General features: G+C 43.8%; 13 protein-coding genes and 1 tRNA gene. All 14 read left to right on the plus strand.

The window, feature by feature from the left end; genetic code table 11:
* Positions 1-17 precede the first annotated feature (17 nt).
* The 14 genes from kdsA to MUY27_RS08710 all read left to right on the plus strand — a co-directional run bounded on the left by kdsA (position 18) and on the right by MUY27_RS08710 (position 15,996).
* Positions 18-797 carry a 3-deoxy-8-phosphooctulonate synthase gene (gene kdsA, locus MUY27_RS08650; protein ID WP_245129607.1) on the plus strand — a complete coding sequence of 260 codons (780 nt, stop codon included), beginning with the start codon at positions 18-20 and terminating at the stop codon, positions 795-797.
* A complete protein-coding gene (locus MUY27_RS08655; RefSeq protein ID WP_245129608.1) occupies positions 797-1,735 on the plus strand; it encodes a KpsF/GutQ family sugar-phosphate isomerase in 939 nt (312 codons plus the stop codon). Before kdsA ends, MUY27_RS08655 begins: the two co-directional genes overlap by 1 nt.
* A gap of 173 nt (positions 1,736-1,908) precedes the next feature.
* Positions 1,909-3,018, plus strand: a complete 1,110-nt coding sequence (glf, locus tag MUY27_RS08660; RefSeq protein ID WP_245129609.1) for a UDP-galactopyranose mutase — start codon at positions 1,909-1,911, stop codon at positions 3,016-3,018.
* Between the two features lie 195 nt (positions 3,019-3,213).
* Positions 3,214-4,617 carry an undecaprenyl-phosphate glucose phosphotransferase gene (locus tag MUY27_RS08665; protein ID WP_245129610.1) on the plus strand — a complete coding sequence of 468 codons (1,404 nt, stop codon included), beginning with the start codon at positions 3,214-3,216 and terminating at the stop codon, positions 4,615-4,617.
* Positions 4,607-5,419, plus strand: coding sequence for a helical backbone metal receptor (locus tag MUY27_RS08670; RefSeq protein WP_245129611.1), 813 nt, complete (start codon positions 4,607-4,609; stop codon positions 5,417-5,419). Before MUY27_RS08665 ends, MUY27_RS08670 begins: the two co-directional genes overlap by 11 nt.
* A 57-nt stretch (positions 5,420-5,476) precedes the next feature.
* Positions 5,477-5,558, plus strand: a tRNA-Leu gene (locus MUY27_RS08675).
* A 153-nt stretch (positions 5,559-5,711) separates the two neighbouring features.
* A complete protein-coding gene (locus MUY27_RS08680) occupies positions 5,712-6,686 on the plus strand; it encodes a hypothetical protein (protein ID WP_245129612.1) in 975 nt (324 codons plus the stop codon).
* A gap of 287 nt (positions 6,687-6,973) precedes the next feature.
* Positions 6,974-8,167 (plus strand): GTP-binding protein, encoded by a 1,194-nt coding sequence (locus MUY27_RS08685; protein ID WP_245129613.1) that lies wholly within the window; start codon positions 6,974-6,976, stop codon positions 8,165-8,167.
* Positions 8,168-8,379: 212 nt separating this feature from the next.
* Positions 8,380-9,711 carry a sigma-54-dependent transcriptional regulator gene (locus MUY27_RS08690; protein ID WP_245129614.1) on the plus strand — a complete coding sequence of 444 codons (1,332 nt, stop codon included), beginning with the start codon at positions 8,380-8,382 and terminating at the stop codon, positions 9,709-9,711.
* Positions 9,712-9,967: 256 nt separating this feature from the next.
* On the plus strand, positions 9,968-10,045 hold the full coding sequence (gene kdpF, locus MUY27_RS20705; RefSeq protein ID WP_158828607.1) for a K(+)-transporting ATPase subunit F: 78 nt from the start codon (positions 9,968-9,970) through the stop codon (positions 10,043-10,045).
* An 11-nt stretch (positions 10,046-10,056) separates the two neighbouring features.
* Positions 10,057-11,772 (plus strand): potassium-transporting ATPase subunit KdpA, encoded by a 1,716-nt coding sequence (kdpA, locus tag MUY27_RS08695; protein WP_245129615.1) that lies wholly within the window; start codon positions 10,057-10,059, stop codon positions 11,770-11,772.
* 2 nt (positions 11,773-11,774) lie between these two features.
* Positions 11,775-13,859: a potassium-transporting ATPase subunit KdpB gene (gene kdpB, locus MUY27_RS08700; RefSeq protein WP_245129616.1), complete on the plus strand. Its 2,085-nt coding sequence runs from the start codon at positions 11,775-11,777 to the stop codon at positions 13,857-13,859.
* A 108-nt stretch (positions 13,860-13,967) separates the two neighbouring features.
* A complete protein-coding gene (locus tag MUY27_RS08705; RefSeq protein WP_245129617.1) occupies positions 13,968-14,534 on the plus strand; it encodes a K(+)-transporting ATPase subunit C in 567 nt (188 codons plus the stop codon).
* Between the two features lie 67 nt (positions 14,535-14,601).
* Positions 14,602-15,996 (plus strand): outer membrane beta-barrel protein, encoded by a 1,395-nt coding sequence (locus tag MUY27_RS08710; protein ID WP_245129618.1) that lies wholly within the window; start codon positions 14,602-14,604, stop codon positions 15,994-15,996.
* Positions 15,997-16,002 lie beyond the last annotated feature (6 nt).

Genomic DNA, 16,002 nt, shown 5'->3' on the forward strand with positions numbered 1-16,002 from the left:
TACGTTAAATTTTAGTTATGTTATTCAATCAATTGCTGGATAAGCCATTCTTTATACTCGGTCCGTGCGTGATGGAAAACCAGGATCTGCTATTTACCGTAGCGGAAAAGGTGGCCGAAATAGGGCAAAAATACAAGGTACCTGTTGTTTTCAAATCTTCTTTTGATAAGGCCAACCGTACGTCTGTAAGCGCCTATCGTGGCCCGGGTTTAGAAAAGGGAATGCAGATGCTGCTAAAAGTTAAAGAGCAATTTGGCCTACCTGTAACTACCGATATTCATGAAAGCTATCAGGCTGCCCCGGTTGCAGAGGTAGCAGACATCCTGCAAATTCCGGCATTTTTATGTCGTCAGACAGATCTGCTTGTTGCTGCGGCAAAAACAGGAAAGATTGTAAACATCAAGAAGGCACAATTTTTATCAGGCCAGGATATGCAGTATCCACCGCAAAAGGTAGCAGAAAGCGGAAACAGTCAGATCATCTTAACAGAACGGGGGAATATGTATGGTTACAATAACCTTGCTGTCGACTTCCGCAATATTTATGATATGAAGGCTTTCGGTTACCCGGTGTGTATGGACTGCACCCACTCCGTACAAAGACCGGGTGGTGCCGGCGGAAAGACTGGCGGCGACCGAACGTTTGTGCCCATGATGGCTTTGGCGGCTAAGGCTTTCGGCGCAAGCGGCTATTTTATGGAAACGCATCCCGATCCGGACCATGCCATGAGCGATGGCCCAAACATGGTGAAGCTGCACGAACTGGAGAACGTTATCAGACCTTTAATAGATTATTGATGATGACCGAGACGGCAAAAAAAGTATTCGATATAGAAATTGATACCTTAAAACACGTTGCCGCGTCCTTAGACGATCAGTTTACCCGGGCCGTAAACGCTATTTTAGCCATCAAGGGCAAGGTAATTGTATCGGGTGTAGGTAAGTCGGGTTTGATAGGCCGTAAAATTGCCGCTACGCTGGCCAGTACCGGTACACCAAGTTTCTTTCTCCACCCCGGAGAGGCGTTCCATGGCGACTTGGGAATGGTGGAGCCTCATGATGCCGTGATCCTGGTTTCTTATTCTGGAGAAACAGACGAAGTTTTGAAAATCATTCCTTTCTTAAACTGGAATAAAAATCTGATTATCAGTATTACAGGTAATTCAAATTCAACGCTTGCTAAAAATAGTTTATATCATTTACACGTTCCTGTTTTAAAAGAAGCTTGCCCGTTGGAATTAGCGCCAACTTCATCTACTACAGCCACTTTAGTGATGGGCGATGCACTGGCGGTGGCGCTGATGGAAGCACGGGATTTTACACCTTCTGATTTCGCACGCTTTCACCCGGGCGGAAACCTGGGCCGGAAACTATTATTAAAAGTAAAAGACGTGATGCGACGGGACAAGTTGCCGTTTATTGATCCTTCAGCTTCATTTACAGATTTGCTGTTGAAAATGTCTGAAGGAAGGTTAGGAATGGTGATCGTAGGAAGCGGCGAATATATCCACGGTATTGTTACCGATGGCGACTTAAGGCGTGCGCTGGTGAAAAACAACGATGTTTCTTCTTTGAAAGTACCCGATATGATGACCGTTAATCCGGTAATTGTAGGAGAGGAATTATTACTGGATGAAGCTGAACGGATCATGGTCGGTAGAAAAATCGCGACCGTTTTAGTGGGTTCACCAGAAACCCGGACGATCCAAGGTGTTTATCAAATTTATAATCGTTAATCTAAAATCCATTCTTTTATTGCCATATTTTCAATTGTTAATTTCTAAGTAAATAAATTTCCCAAAGAGCTAAACAATTAGTTGCTATTCCAGTTAGATAGTTGCCGTTACATCAACGGGATTGAAAATCTTCAATCGAACTAACACAAGTTGGATCAACTAATTTAAATTAAGTGATAGCTGAGAAAAAGTACGACTATCTGGTTGTAGGAGCTGGTCTGTTCGGAGCGGTATTCGCGCATGAAGCAACAAAGAAGGGAAAAACATGTCTGGTAATTGACAAGCGTAACCACGCTGGCGGCAACATTTATTGCGATGAGGTAGAAGGGATTAATGTTCACCGCTACGGCGCGCATATTTTTCATACGAACGATAAGCGTTTATGGGACTACGTAAATAGCTTTGTTGAATTCAACCGCTATACCAACAGCCCGCTGGCAATTTATAAAGACGAACTTTATAACCTTCCATTCAATATGAATACATTCTACCAGTTATGGAAGGTGCGTAAGCCGGAAGAAGTAAGGGCGATTATTCAAAGTCAGATCAAAGAATCAGGTATCGAAGACCCTCAAAATCTGGAAGAGCAGGCTATCAGCCTCGTTGGCACGGATATCTACTATAAATTAATAAAAGGATATACTGAAAAGCAGTGGGGGCGTAACTGCCGCGATCTGCCTGCTTTTATTATCAAGCGCTTGCCGATGCGGTTTACGTTTGATAATAACTATTTTAACGACAAGTATCAGGGAATACCTATCGGTGGTTACAATAAACTAACAGAAGGCTTGCTGAAAGGCATTGAGGTGCGGTTAAATGTGGACTATTTTGAATCGCGAGAGGAATGGGATGCTATGGCGGACCAGATCGTTTTCACCGGAAAAATAGACCAGTTTTATGATTACCGTTTCGGCAAACTCGAATATCGCAGCCTGGAGTTTAAGCATGAAACCCTTGATACCGACAACTACCAGGGAAATGCAGTTGTGAATTATACCGAGCGCGAAATACCCTACACGCGCATTATAGAGCATAAGCATTTTGAATTTGGTACGCAGGATAAAACAGTGATTACTTATGAATATCCCCAGGAGTGGGACGAAAGTAAAGAGCCTTATTATCCCATTAATGACGAGAAAAATACAGCTATGCTGAAAAACTATCAGCAGTTGGCAGATACAGAAACCAAGGTAATATTTGGCGGTCGCCTCGCCGAATATAAATATTATGACATGCATCAGGTGATTGCATCTGCGCTAAAAAAAAGCAGCACAATAGCATGATATTGAAAAAATTATATATGATAATAACCTGTTAAAGAGCCACATAGTGGCTCTTTTTTTAATTTATAAAGCATTTTTAATTTTGCCTATTGATTAAATAGTTTGGATGCAACTATGTTAAAATTCAGCTATTTTTAATCAAAATTTTGTATTAATTTAGCAAGAACAAACTACCCTAATAATATTGCTGAGGGCATGATCCACAGATACGCTACGTTTATAAAAGCCATTAATCTTACCATCGATTATATCATACTCAATATCAGTATGGTTATTGCCTATCTTATCGTAGATAAGTCTTACATTTTTTGGATAGATAATAAAAATTACTTACCGGTTGTACTGGTATTTAACCTGATATGGCTTTTATCTGCTAATATTTCAAACCTTTATGAGCAGGTTCTGAATAAGGATTCTATCAGCACGTATCAAAGTGTGTTTAAAACATACATGATTTTTGTAGCGCTGATCTGTTTCACCATTATTATTATAACTGGTACAAAGGCTTATTTCATCACCCGCACTTATCTGTTTTGCGCAATTGCCCTATTCGGGTTTTTACTGGGTTTATGGAAGCTTATTTTCCTGAGCATCAGGAAAGGCGACCGTCGTTTGCTAATGGATAAGAGAAATGTAGTGATTGTGGGTGCGGGCCGCCAGGGGATGGATCTTTACCATTACTTTGAGCAGAACTCAGAGAGAGGTTATAATATGCTGGGCTTCTTCGACGATGATCCTTCCAGGGTGAATAACTCAGCGTTGTTTTTAGGAAAAGCTGACGAATGTTTAGCCTATGTAATCGCTAACGAAGTACACGAAATCTTTTGTGCTTTGCCAAGTTCTGAAGCAGCTTCAATAGAGAAGCTGATGCTTGATGCGGATAAGAACCTGATCCGCTTTAAGATAGTTCCGGAATATTACAGCTATACCAACAGGCCTACTTTAATCCAGAATCTGGGGCATATCCCGATCATATCCTTACGTCCAGAGCCTTTGGAAAGCATGCTTAACCGTTTTATTAAGCGTGTTTTTGATATTGCTTTTTCTTTGTTCATTATCGTATTCGTTTTAAGCTGGCTTTTTCCTATACTGGCTATAATTATCAAAATACAATCAAGAGGACCTGTTTTATTTGTTCAGGAGCGTTCCGGGAAAGAAAATGAAACTTTTAAATGCTTCAAATTCCGGAGCATGCGGGTAAATGCAGAGTCGGACAAAAAGCAAGCTACCAAAAACGATAGTCGTATTACCAAGATCGGCGCTTTTATGCGGAAAACCAATTTGGATGAATTGCCGCAATTCTTTAACGTACTGGCCGGTGATATGTCTATTGTTGGCCCCAGACCACACATGGTGCATCATACCGAACAATACTCTAAGCTGATTGAAAAATACATGGTACGGCACTTTCTAAAACCCGGGGTTACTGGTTGGGCGCAGGTAAATGGGTTGCGGGGCGAAACCAGAACTTTAGAGGCGATGGAGCAGCGCGTAGAGTTTGACGTTTGGTATCTCGAAAACTGGTCCTTCCTGTTAGATCTGAAAATTATCTTCCTGACCGTTTGGACCACCGCGCGCGGTGATAAAAATGCCTACTAAGCTGACATTTATTGATCAGTTAGGGCGCAAAATTGTGCTGGATAAGTACCCTTCCCGGATTATTTCAGTGGTTCCGTCTCAAACAGAACTATTGTTCGATCTTGGTCTTGGCGAGCGTGTAGCTGGTGTTACGAAGTATTGTTGCCATCCTGCAAGTGCCCTTCAAAATTCTGCTGTTATTGGCGCTACCAAACAATTGGATTTAAACCTGATCAGAAGTTTAAAGCCGGATTTAATTATCGCCAATAAAGAAGAGAACGATCGCGAACAGATTGAGGAGCTAATGCAGGAATTTCCTGTTTGGGTGAGCGATATCAACGATCTGTCCGGTAGCTTACAGATGATCCAAGCGATAAGCGAGCTTACCTGTACTACACAAACTGCTTCAAATCTTATACGCCGAATAGAAGCTGGGTTTAGTAATTTGACGACCATCTCAAAACCGCTTGACGTGCTCTACTTTATCTGGCGTAAACCCTATATGACTGCTGGTACAGGCACTTTTATAGACCATTTGTTGGCGCGTTGCGGTCTTAGAAACGCGCTTCTTGCAGACCGTTACCCGGCTCTTAGTGCAGAAGAAATTGTAAACCTGAATCCCGCTGTTATTTTCCTTTCCAGCGAACCCTATCCGTTTAAAGAGAAACATATTGCTGAATTTCGAGAACTATTGCCAGATGCGTTGATAGAAATAGTAGATGGCGAGCTATTTTCGTGGTATGGAAGCCGGTTAATATATTCACCTGATTATTTTAATGCCCTGATAACCAACATAGACAAGCGTTTAGGGGTAAAAAAATAAAAAATGATTTTAAATTACCGTTCATAAGGCTATCTTTGCCAACTCAAAATCCTAACTGCGGAAGTGGCGTAATTGGTAGCCGCACCAGACTTAGGATCTGGCGCCGCGAGGCGTGGGGGTTCGAGTCCCTTCTTCCGCACTAACCCGCTCTAAATATTTAGAGCGGGTTTTTTATTTGATATGCATTTCCAATTTAAAGTCTGTTGAAAATAGTTGGCTTAAGGAATATTTTTAGCGTTCAAAAAAGAATATGAATTAAGTTTTATCTTCACACCATTAATCAAAACCTTTCATGAAAGTAGTTAAACTATTCTTTGCGTTATTCTTTTTGTCAATTTTATTTTCATGCGGCGGCGGCGAAGTTAAAACAAAACAGTCGTTGCCTAAAGTTAAACTCCCACCCGATGAACAGGGATTTTTGGATCGGTTGATACATGCCAAATCACTTATACCAGATAGTCTAAGTGACGTTCGTAAACAGTTTTTAGAAGATAGCCTGAAAACAGCCATAGACCAATGGCTATCAAAACAAACGGATCTTAAAGCAAATCGCTGGATTGGCGTTGTTATGAATGATACCGTTGGTCAAAGTTTAAGTTCTGAGCATAGCGTGCTGCAGTTATATATCCCTGTTCCAAAAACTACCGACACCACTACCTCCAGATTTGATTTTACCCGTTCCGCTACCATTACCATGTCTGTCGATATGGATGATGACGCAATGGCTAAGACAAAAAAACAGCTTTCTGACGGAGATTCAGTTGTATTTAGCGGATATTTTACACCATTAAGTAAACAAACTCCCGACCTTTTAAGCAATGCTGGTAGCTTTTTTAATTCCCCTTCATTAGATTTTACGCCCACAGAGCTATATAAAAAAGGCGATAAAATACCGCCTGTACGGGTTAGTCCGGACACTACTGGATTGTATAAGTCGCCCATTTCATTGACAGCAAAAACGAAAGTCATCAAAGAAAGTGGCGATCGTTTCCTGCATTTTTATATTACTGTTAAAAATGTCTCAAAAAAGCCAATCTTTGGGTCAACTGTACAATGGATGGTGACCACAAAAAATGGGAAACCAGCAAAAGTAGATGGTGCAACAGGAATTTGGCTACCGGGATATTTTAACCAGACATTGGCACCTGGTGCAAGTGAAACAGAAGAATGGGAGTATCAAAGTACTGATGGCGAGAAGGTGCAGCGTATTCTTCCTAAAACAGTTACGTTTTATAATGGGCTCCAGTGGAAGCTTGGTAAACATTAACGAAAGACATAAGCCTAGGCTTATATTAATGCCGGACTTAACGCATCACAATAAATAATTAGGTTGACCAGTGTTCGATAAATACTTCGATAAAATATTGATCCTATTGTTTGCTTTCTAACCATTATAGTCATACGCTATTTTCCAGATTCGATCCTGATTAGCTAGAACCGTTGTGTTACAACGAGTGATAATCAATAAGTATTTTTCGCTCATTTTCATAAATGCAACATTATTGCATTTATGAAATTTTTAGCTAAGTTTGCCGCTTTAACAATCTTGGCAAAATGAAAAAACTACCGGTTACCGTATTAAGCGGCTTTTTGGGTGCAGGTAAAACCACCCTGCTCAACCATGTTTTACATAACAAAGCAAATATGCGTGTCGCCGTTATCGTCAATGATATGAGCGAAGTAAACATCGACGCGCAATTGGTAGCGAACGAAAAAACGCTGTCGCGAACGGAAGAAAAACTCGTAGAGATGAGCAATGGCTGTATTTGCTGCACGCTTCGCGAAGATTTAATGATCGAAGTAGAAAAACTGGCCCGGGAAAACCGTTTCGATTACCTGCTGATAGAAAGTACAGGGGTATCAGAACCCATTCCCGTTGCACAAACCTTTACGTTTGTTGATGATAATGCCGGTATAGATCTTAGTCGCTTTTCGCAGTTAGATACCATGGTGACTGTTGTTGACTGCTACAATTTTTACAAAGATTTTGGCAGCGCCGAAAAGTTGCTTGACCGTCACCTTGTAGACGACACGGCCGACCAGCGCACCATTGTCAACTTATTGACAGACCAGATAGAGTTTGCCAATGTGATTATCCTGAACAAGACAGACCTGCTCCCTGAAAAAGATATCTGCCTGTTAGAGGCACTGATGAAACGGCTTAACCCAGATGCTAAAATTATACGGTCGGCCTTTGGCCGTGTTGCGCCTGAAGAAATATTGAACACCGGGTTGTTCGACTTTGAAAAGGCTTCCATGTCGGCTGGCTGGATAAAAGAACTGGAAAATGAACATGTACCCGAAACGGAAGAGTACGGTATCGGGTCGATCGTATTCAGGGCCAGAAAACCCTTCCACCCGATTCGTTTCTGGCATTGGTTAAAAGAAGAATTTCCGGATAACATCATCCGTTCTAAAGGGATGTTCTGGATAGCCTCCCGCCCGGATGACGCCTTAAACCTTTCCCAGGCCGGAGGCTCAAGCAGGCTCGAAAGGGCTGGTGTTTGGTGGGCAAGTATGTCTTATGCAGAAAGGATCCGTTACCCGGACTATATCGAAAACAAAGCTTATATCGAAGGCAAATGGGTTAAAGACTGGGCAGACCGTACAATTGAATTAGTTTTTATTGGACAGGATCTGAACAAAGCGCAATTAATCAGCGAATTAGAAGACTGCTTGTTGACGGAGGACGAAGCGAAGGCTTTCCTGGCCGGCAAAAGCTTTTCGGACCCCTTCAGGGTTGAGTAAAACTACCTTGCTCTTCGCCATGATTTTAACGCGGAAAGGCATTCTGTTTTTTCCGTTTTGAAAAGATCCTTGCCATTTCGGTAGGCCTTCATAACCGCAGCGGTTCATTCGGTCTCTCCCCCGAAGGTCGTTGCTGCCGGGCAGGGCGTATTCTGCTTACAGTCTATTTATTGGCATTACCTTTATTAGCCCAATTGCATAAATTCTAAATAATGCAAAACGGCGTGTTAATTATAGACGATGAAACTAAGCTTGCCGGCCTTCTGGGCCGCATCATTGGTTTAGAGGGATTCCAGGTTTTTGAGGCAAACAAGGCTAAAGACGGTCTTAAAGTGTTATCGCAGGAAGACATCCTGGTGGTGATCACCGATATTAAGCTGCCTGATATCAAAGGCATTGAACTGGTCACCAGGATTAAGGAAATCAAGCCCTATGTAGAAGTGATCTGCGTTACGGCATACGGCACTATACCAGACGGCGTTCAGGCCATGAAAAACGGTGCGTTTGATTATCTGACAAAAGGTGATGATAACGAAAAACTACTCCCGCTGCTTTACAAGGCCTACGACAAGGCTGTATTACAATTAAAACTCTACCAATTAGAGAATAAAGCCATCAAGCGGTACAGCTTTAAGTCGATCCTCGGAAAATCAAAACCTATCAGGCAGGCCATTGAACTGGCAGAAAAGGTTTCGTTGACGAACACCACCGTTTTACTGCTCGGCGAAACAGGTACGGGGAAAGAACTTTTCGCCCAGGCTATCCACTATAACAGTCCGCGGAATCATAAGAACTTTGTAGCCGTCAATTGCAGCGCATTCAGTAAAGAATTATTAGAAAGCGAATTGTTCGGCCATAAGGCAGGCGCCTTTACCAGTGCCGTCAAAGAAAAGAAAGGCTTGTTTGAAGAAGCCAATGGCGGTACCATCTTCCTGGACGAGATCGGCGAAATGAACCTGGAGCTGCAGGCCAAACTGTTGCGTGTATTGGAAAGCGGCGAATTTATTAAAGTGGGTGATACACGCGTGCAGACTGTGAACGTACGGATCATCGCAGCTACAAACCGCGATCTGAATAAAGAGATAGAGAAAGAACGTTTCCGGGCCGACCTGTTTTACCGGCTTTCGGTATTCTCTATCACCCTGCCCTCTTTAAGCCAGCGAAAAGACGACATCCCGATATTAGTTAACCACTACCTGAAAGAGTTCTCCACTAAACTTAACAATCCCATCAAAGAAACAGATCCTGCTTTTTTAAAGGCATTGGAAGATCATGAATGGAAGGGCAACATCCGCGAGCTACGAAATCTGATAGAGCGGGCAGTAATTGTAGGCAGGGATAAACTGACCACACATGTGCTGCCGTTCGATTTTTTTACACATGCTGCTACAAGTAATACCATCTTTGATATGGCCGCTATGGAAAAAGAACACATAGCAAAAGTAATGCGTTATACGCACGGCAATAAAACAGAAACAGCCAGGTTACTCAACATTGGTTTAACTACACTGTATCGAAAGATCGAAGAATATCAGATCGCCTGACAAAGCTTTTCATCCCGGTAAAAAGCCTTCCATTTTGGAAGGCTTTTTTTATTGCCCCTTTTCCAAAAGCACAACAAAAAAATTACAAATCACTATAAATCAATTACTTATAAATAAAATATAAAAACTGGTGCCAGTTTTGGCATTGGTGTTACAAAATACAACATCATGCTCACTATCATTTTATTTATCGCCTTGCTGCTTGGCTGCTGGCTCATCTTTAAATCAATAGACTGGTTCGAAAAAATTTAAAACTATGTTGGCTCTATTCATCATTTCCATCGCAGTATTCATTTACATGATCTATGTACTGCTAAAACCCGAAAAATTTTAATCCCTGCCACAATGAATACCGAACTCTTAGGCATTGTCGCCTCATTTATTATCACCTTGCTTATCGCTATTCCGCTTGGCAAATATTTAGCGAAAACGTTTGCCGGCGAAAAAGTATGGACAGACTTTTTGAAACCTATAGAAAACGCAATCTTCAAGTTATCGGGCATCAATCCGGCTAAGCCGATGGACTGGAAACAGTTCTTGAAAGCCATGATGACCATCAACATCCTTTGGTTGGTATATGGCTTTTTTGTGCTGTTGTATCAGGATAAACTACCGCTTAACCCGGATGGTAACCCGGGCATGACTGCTGATCTGGCTTTCAATACCATCATCAGCTTTGTAGTTAACTGTAACCTTCAGCACTACAGTGGCGAAAGCGGTGCTACATACCTTACACAGCACTTTATTTTTATGTTTCTGCACTTCACCAGTTGTGCTACCGGTATTGCCGCAGCAATTGCTGTATTTAAAGCCTTCAGAGATAAAACCACTGCAGATGTTGGTAACTTCTGGATGTACTTTGTACGTTCTATTACCCGTTTACTGCTGCCAATTTCTGCAATTATCGCCCTGATACTGGCCTTCAATGGCACACCGAGCAGCTATGCGGGCAAAGATAAGATCATCACTGTTCAGGGCGATACCGTTAACGTTTCGCGCGGCCCAGCAGCACCCATGATTGCCATTAAACACTTGGGCACTAACGGCGGCGGATGGTTTGGTGCAAACTCTGCCCACCCGCTGGAGAATCCAAACTACCTCACCAACATGGTGGAGATCATTGCGCAATTCATTATCCCTGTAGCCATGATCCTGGCCTTTGGATATTTCATCAACCGTAAAAAATTAGGTTGGATCATTTTTGGGGTGATGATGGTTGGTACGCTGATGTTTATGGTACCGACTATCATTGGCGAAGTTAGCGGAAACCCCATGATCGCTAAAATGGGCATCAGCCAGCCAACCGGTTCTATGGAAGGTAAGGAAGTTCGCTTTGGCCCAATGGCTACCGGCTACTGGAGCACCCTGACTACCGTTACCTCAACCGGTTCAGTAAACGGCATGCACGATAGCATGGTTCCGCTGAGCGGTTTATGGCAGCTGCTGGCCATGATGATCAATGGCTTCTTTGGCGGTTGTGGCGTAGGCATACTCAACTACCTGGTTTACCTCATCATTGCCGTGTTTATCTCTGGGTTGATGGTAGGCCGTACACCAGAATTCCTGGGGCATAAAGTAGAAGCGCGGGAAGTAAAAATAGCTGCGCTCATCACCCTGCTTAGTCCGTTCCTGATCATGGCAGGTACCGCACTGTCAAGCTACATGTTCGTTCATCATGGCAATGCAGACTGGGCGGTGAAGCCATCAAGCTGGTTAAATAATCCGGGCTATCATGGTTTTTCTGAAATGCTTTACGAATATACATCGGCAAATGCCAACAACGGATCTGGTTTCGAAGGCCTGGGCGATAATAACATCTTCTGGAACGTCAGCACGGGTATTGTCCTGCTGTTCGGGCGCTTTCTGCCGATCATCGGCCCTGTGGCGATTGCCGGACTGTTAGGCAAAAAGAAATATGTTCCTGAATCTGCCGGAACTTTACGGATCGATACCGTCACCTTCGGCATCATGACGTTTGCTGTCATCCTTGTACTTAACGCCCTATCCTATTTCCCTGCATTAGCCTTAGGCCCAATTGCAGAACATTTTTCAATGAAATAACCATGAAAGCTCAATCAAATAAATTATTTGAACCTGCCTTAGTGCAAACAGCACTCAAAGAAAGTTTCATCAAGCTGAACCCTAAAGTAATGCTCCGTAACCCGGTGATGTTTACTGTAGAAGTGGGTACGGTAATTATGCTGGCAGTAAGCATTTACAGCTTAACCAACCACGGTCAGGGTTCGTTCACCTATAACTTCGTCATATTCCTCATACTGCTGATCACTGTATTATTCGCCAACTTTGCCGAAGCCATTGCCGAAGCACGTGGAAAGGCACAAGCAGACAGCCTGCGTAAAACCCGCGAAGACACACCTGCAAATGTGATATTCGAAGACGGCACCACGGCTGTTGTATCATCCAGCCGCCTTAAAAAAGGAGATGTATTTTACTGCGAGGCAGGTGACACCATCCCTACCGACGGGGAAATTATTGAGGGCCTGGCTACCATCGACGAATCGGCCATTACCGGCGAGTCTGCGCCCGTGATACGCGAGGCAGGGGGCGATAAATCATCCGTAACCGGTGGCACTAAAGTGCTTTCAGACCGTATCAAGGTATTGGTAACCACCCAGCCAGGCGAAAGCTTCCTGGATAAAATGATTGCACTGGTAGAAGGTGCGTCAAGGCAGAAAACACCTAACGAGATTGCCTTAACCATCCTGCTGGCAAGCTTCACACTGATCTTTATTATTGTTTGCGTGACACTGCAACCCTTTGCAGATTATGCTAAAACACCTATTACCATAGCAGCGCTTATTTCTTTATTCGTCTGCTTAATTCCAACCACCATTGGTGGTCTGTTATCAGCCATTGGTATCGCAGGGATGGACAGGGCTCTGCGTGCCAATGTGATAACAAAATCTGGTAAAGCAGTAGAAACAGCTGGTGATATTGACACCCTGTTGCTGGACAAAACCGGAACCATCACCATTGGTAACCGTAAAGCCACTCAGTTCTGGCCGGCGCCCGGCATTAACCAGGCGGAGATGATCAAAGCCTGCGTGCTATCGTCCCTTTCTGATGAAACACCGGAGGGCAAATCGATTATTGAATTGAGCCTTAATGACAAGGGGGAATCTCCGCGCGAAATCGAAAAACTGATCAATCAATACAAAGCCCTCCCTACTGGGGAAGGTTTGGGAGGGGCTTCAGTCACCTTTATAAAATTCACTGCCGAAACCCGTTCAAGCGGTATTGACACCCCGGATGGTAAACGCATCCGCAAAGGCGCTTTTGATTCTATTCGCAACCTTGTACAAAAAGCAGGGAACAAGTTCCCTGATGAAACAGCCGAAAGGGTGAAGATCATCTCATCTAACGGCGGCACCCCATTAGTCGTTTCAGAGAATGAGCAAGTGCTTGGTGTAATAGAACTACAGGATATTATTAAACCCGGCATTGCCGAACGTTTTGACCGCCTGCGCAAAATGGGCGTAAAAACAGTGATGGTGACCGGCGACAACCCGTTAACAGCCAAATTTATTGCCGAAAAGGCCGGTGTAGACGATTTCATTGCCGAAGCCAAACCAGAAGATAAGATGAACTACATTAAGCAGGAGCAAAACAGTGGTAAACTGGTAGCCATGATGGGCGACGGTACCAATGATGCCCCTGCCCTTGCCCAGGCAGACGTTGGCGTGGCCATGAACAGCGGCACACAGGCTGCAAAAGAAGCAGGTAACATGGTAGATCTGGACAACGACCCCACCAAGTTGATCGAGATTGTGGAGATCGGCAAGCAATTGCTGATTACCCGCGGTACGCTCACCACGTTCTCTATCGCTAATGACGTTGCCAAATACTTCGCCATTGTTCCGGCACTGTTCATTGCTTCTATTCCTGCTTTGCAAAGCATCAATATCATGAAACTGCACAGCCCGGAAAGCGCTATTCTTTCTGCCGTCATCTTCAACGCCATCATTATCCCGTTACTGATCCCGCTGGCGTTAAAGGGCGTGGAATACAAACCTATCGGTGCCAGTTCGTTGCTGCGCAGAAACCTGCTGATTTATGGTTTAGGCGGCGTTATCGCGCCATTCATCGGCATTAAATTAATAGACCTGGTAGTCGCACTGTTTATCTAAAAACCGATCTGCCCTTAACCATTATTAAAAAGGGCTAAATAAAATTATTCCATTATATAAAAAAGTTAAAGTCTCCTCCTTCAGGAGGAGATTTAGAGGAGGTCAATCATGAAATCATACATCGTTCAAGCCATCAGGCTTACCGTAGTACTCACCATACTGCTTTGTATCTTATACCCTGCTTTTATTGCCTTTGCCGGTAAATTCTCTAATGGAAATGGCAACGGCGAAACAATCAGCCTCAACGGCAAAGTGGTGGGTTATGCCAATTTAGCACAGAAGTTCGACAAACCTAAATACTTCTGGGGGCGCCCTTCTGCCGTTCAATATAACGCAGCCGGTTCTGCAGGTTCAAATAAAGGCCCAACCAATCCCGACTATCTGAAAGAGGTGAACAACCGCGTGGATACCTTACTGAAATATCACCCTTACCTAAAACGGAATGATATCCCTGCCGACCTGGTTACGGCTTCCGGCAGCGGCCTTGATCCGGATATTTCGCTTAACGCCGCTTTAATACAGGTAAAACGTGTGGCACAGGTCCGCAATCTGGACGAGCAAAAACTGAATGACCTTATTGCCGCACAAACCGAGAAACCACTTTGGGGATTGTTCGGCCCGGGTGCAAGGGTAAACGTACTGAAGCTAAATGTGGCTTTAGACCAAATGAAATAAAGACTAATAATTTAAGATACCCCGCTTAAAACAACTAAAAACTCATACTTCTTGAAATATTTTTAAAATGAAAAAACTATTGCTACCGGTGCTTTTACTGTCCGGCATTACCACAGCTGTTTATGCGCAAACACCAGATGCCGCTAAAAAGGACACCACCAAAAAAGTCGACGATGTTCAGCCGTTAAGTTATGCTGACTTTTCGTGGATTAACGGACAAAACCGCCAAAACAAGAAACTGATCGACAATGAATTCTTTACAGGGGATTTCACTTTCGACATGAACTACACCCAGTCTAACCACAACCCTAACGATAATACCGTTACCGGTTCAACTGCGCTGGCACGTAACCGCGAAGTCGACATCTCATTTGTGGGTATCGGCGGTGATTTTCACTATGAAAACGTACGCGGCCGTATCATGACACAGTTTGGCACCCGCTCTACTGTTGTTCCACGGAACGACTATAGCGGCTACCGTGGGCAATACGACCTGCCGGATGCTTACCGGTATTTAAGCGAGGCTTACGGCGGTTACCATTTCAACGTGATGAAAGGCTTGAACATAGATATGGGTATTTTCATGTCTTACATCGGTATGTTCTCTTATAACAACTTTGAGAACTGGAGCTATCAGCCTTCCTACACTTCAGACAATACCCCATGGTTCTTTAATGGTATCCGTGCCCAGTTGTTCCCTTCATTAAAAACCAAGGTAGAGCTTTGGATCATCAACGGATGGCAATCATACGGGATGTTTAACAAAATGCCAGGCATCGGCTTTTCTGTTAACACCAGGCCAAGTCCGCGTACGTCATTTATCACCAACAACTACTTTGGTACAGATGTGGCAGGCGCACCGGGTGTAAAACGCTACCATACAGACAACTCGTTCCAGCACCTGTATTTCGATGCTTCAAACAAAAAAGGTCCTGGTATTAAGCGTGCCGCCTTTACGTTAACAGCAGACTTTGGCTTCCAGAATGGTACTGCACCGGGTAACGTCACCTACAGCCCGTTCGGCAAAAACGCATCGAACTTCATCAGCGCGATGGCGTATAACCGCCTTTGGTTCGGCAACGAAATGAAATGGGGCTGGACTATCGGCGGCGGCTTCATGAGCAACCCAAGCCGTTACCTGGCTTTAGTGCCTCCGGGACAAGCTACAGACGGGTTCCTGGCGGCATCAACACCTGGCTCTAAAATGTCTGGCTGGGACGCCTCTACCAGTTTTGATTACAATCCAAGCAACTGGATGACCGTTCGTTTTGAACTCGTACACCGCTTTATGAACGTGCCTTACTTTGCAGGCAAAGGTGGTGTAACAGGTCCAACCGGTTACCAGGCTAACCCTGCTACTTCTTTCAACCCTAATTCATATATTCCAAATACAGGCTCATTTACTCCAGATCTGGTAAATTCTGAAAACAGAGTTATTGTTGCCTTAATTACCCGTTTCTAATCATTT

It is taken from the genome of Mucilaginibacter straminoryzae (genome assembly GCF_022953055.1).
Taxonomy (GTDB): Bacteria; Bacteroidota; Bacteroidia; order Sphingobacteriales; family Sphingobacteriaceae; genus Mucilaginibacter; species Mucilaginibacter straminoryzae.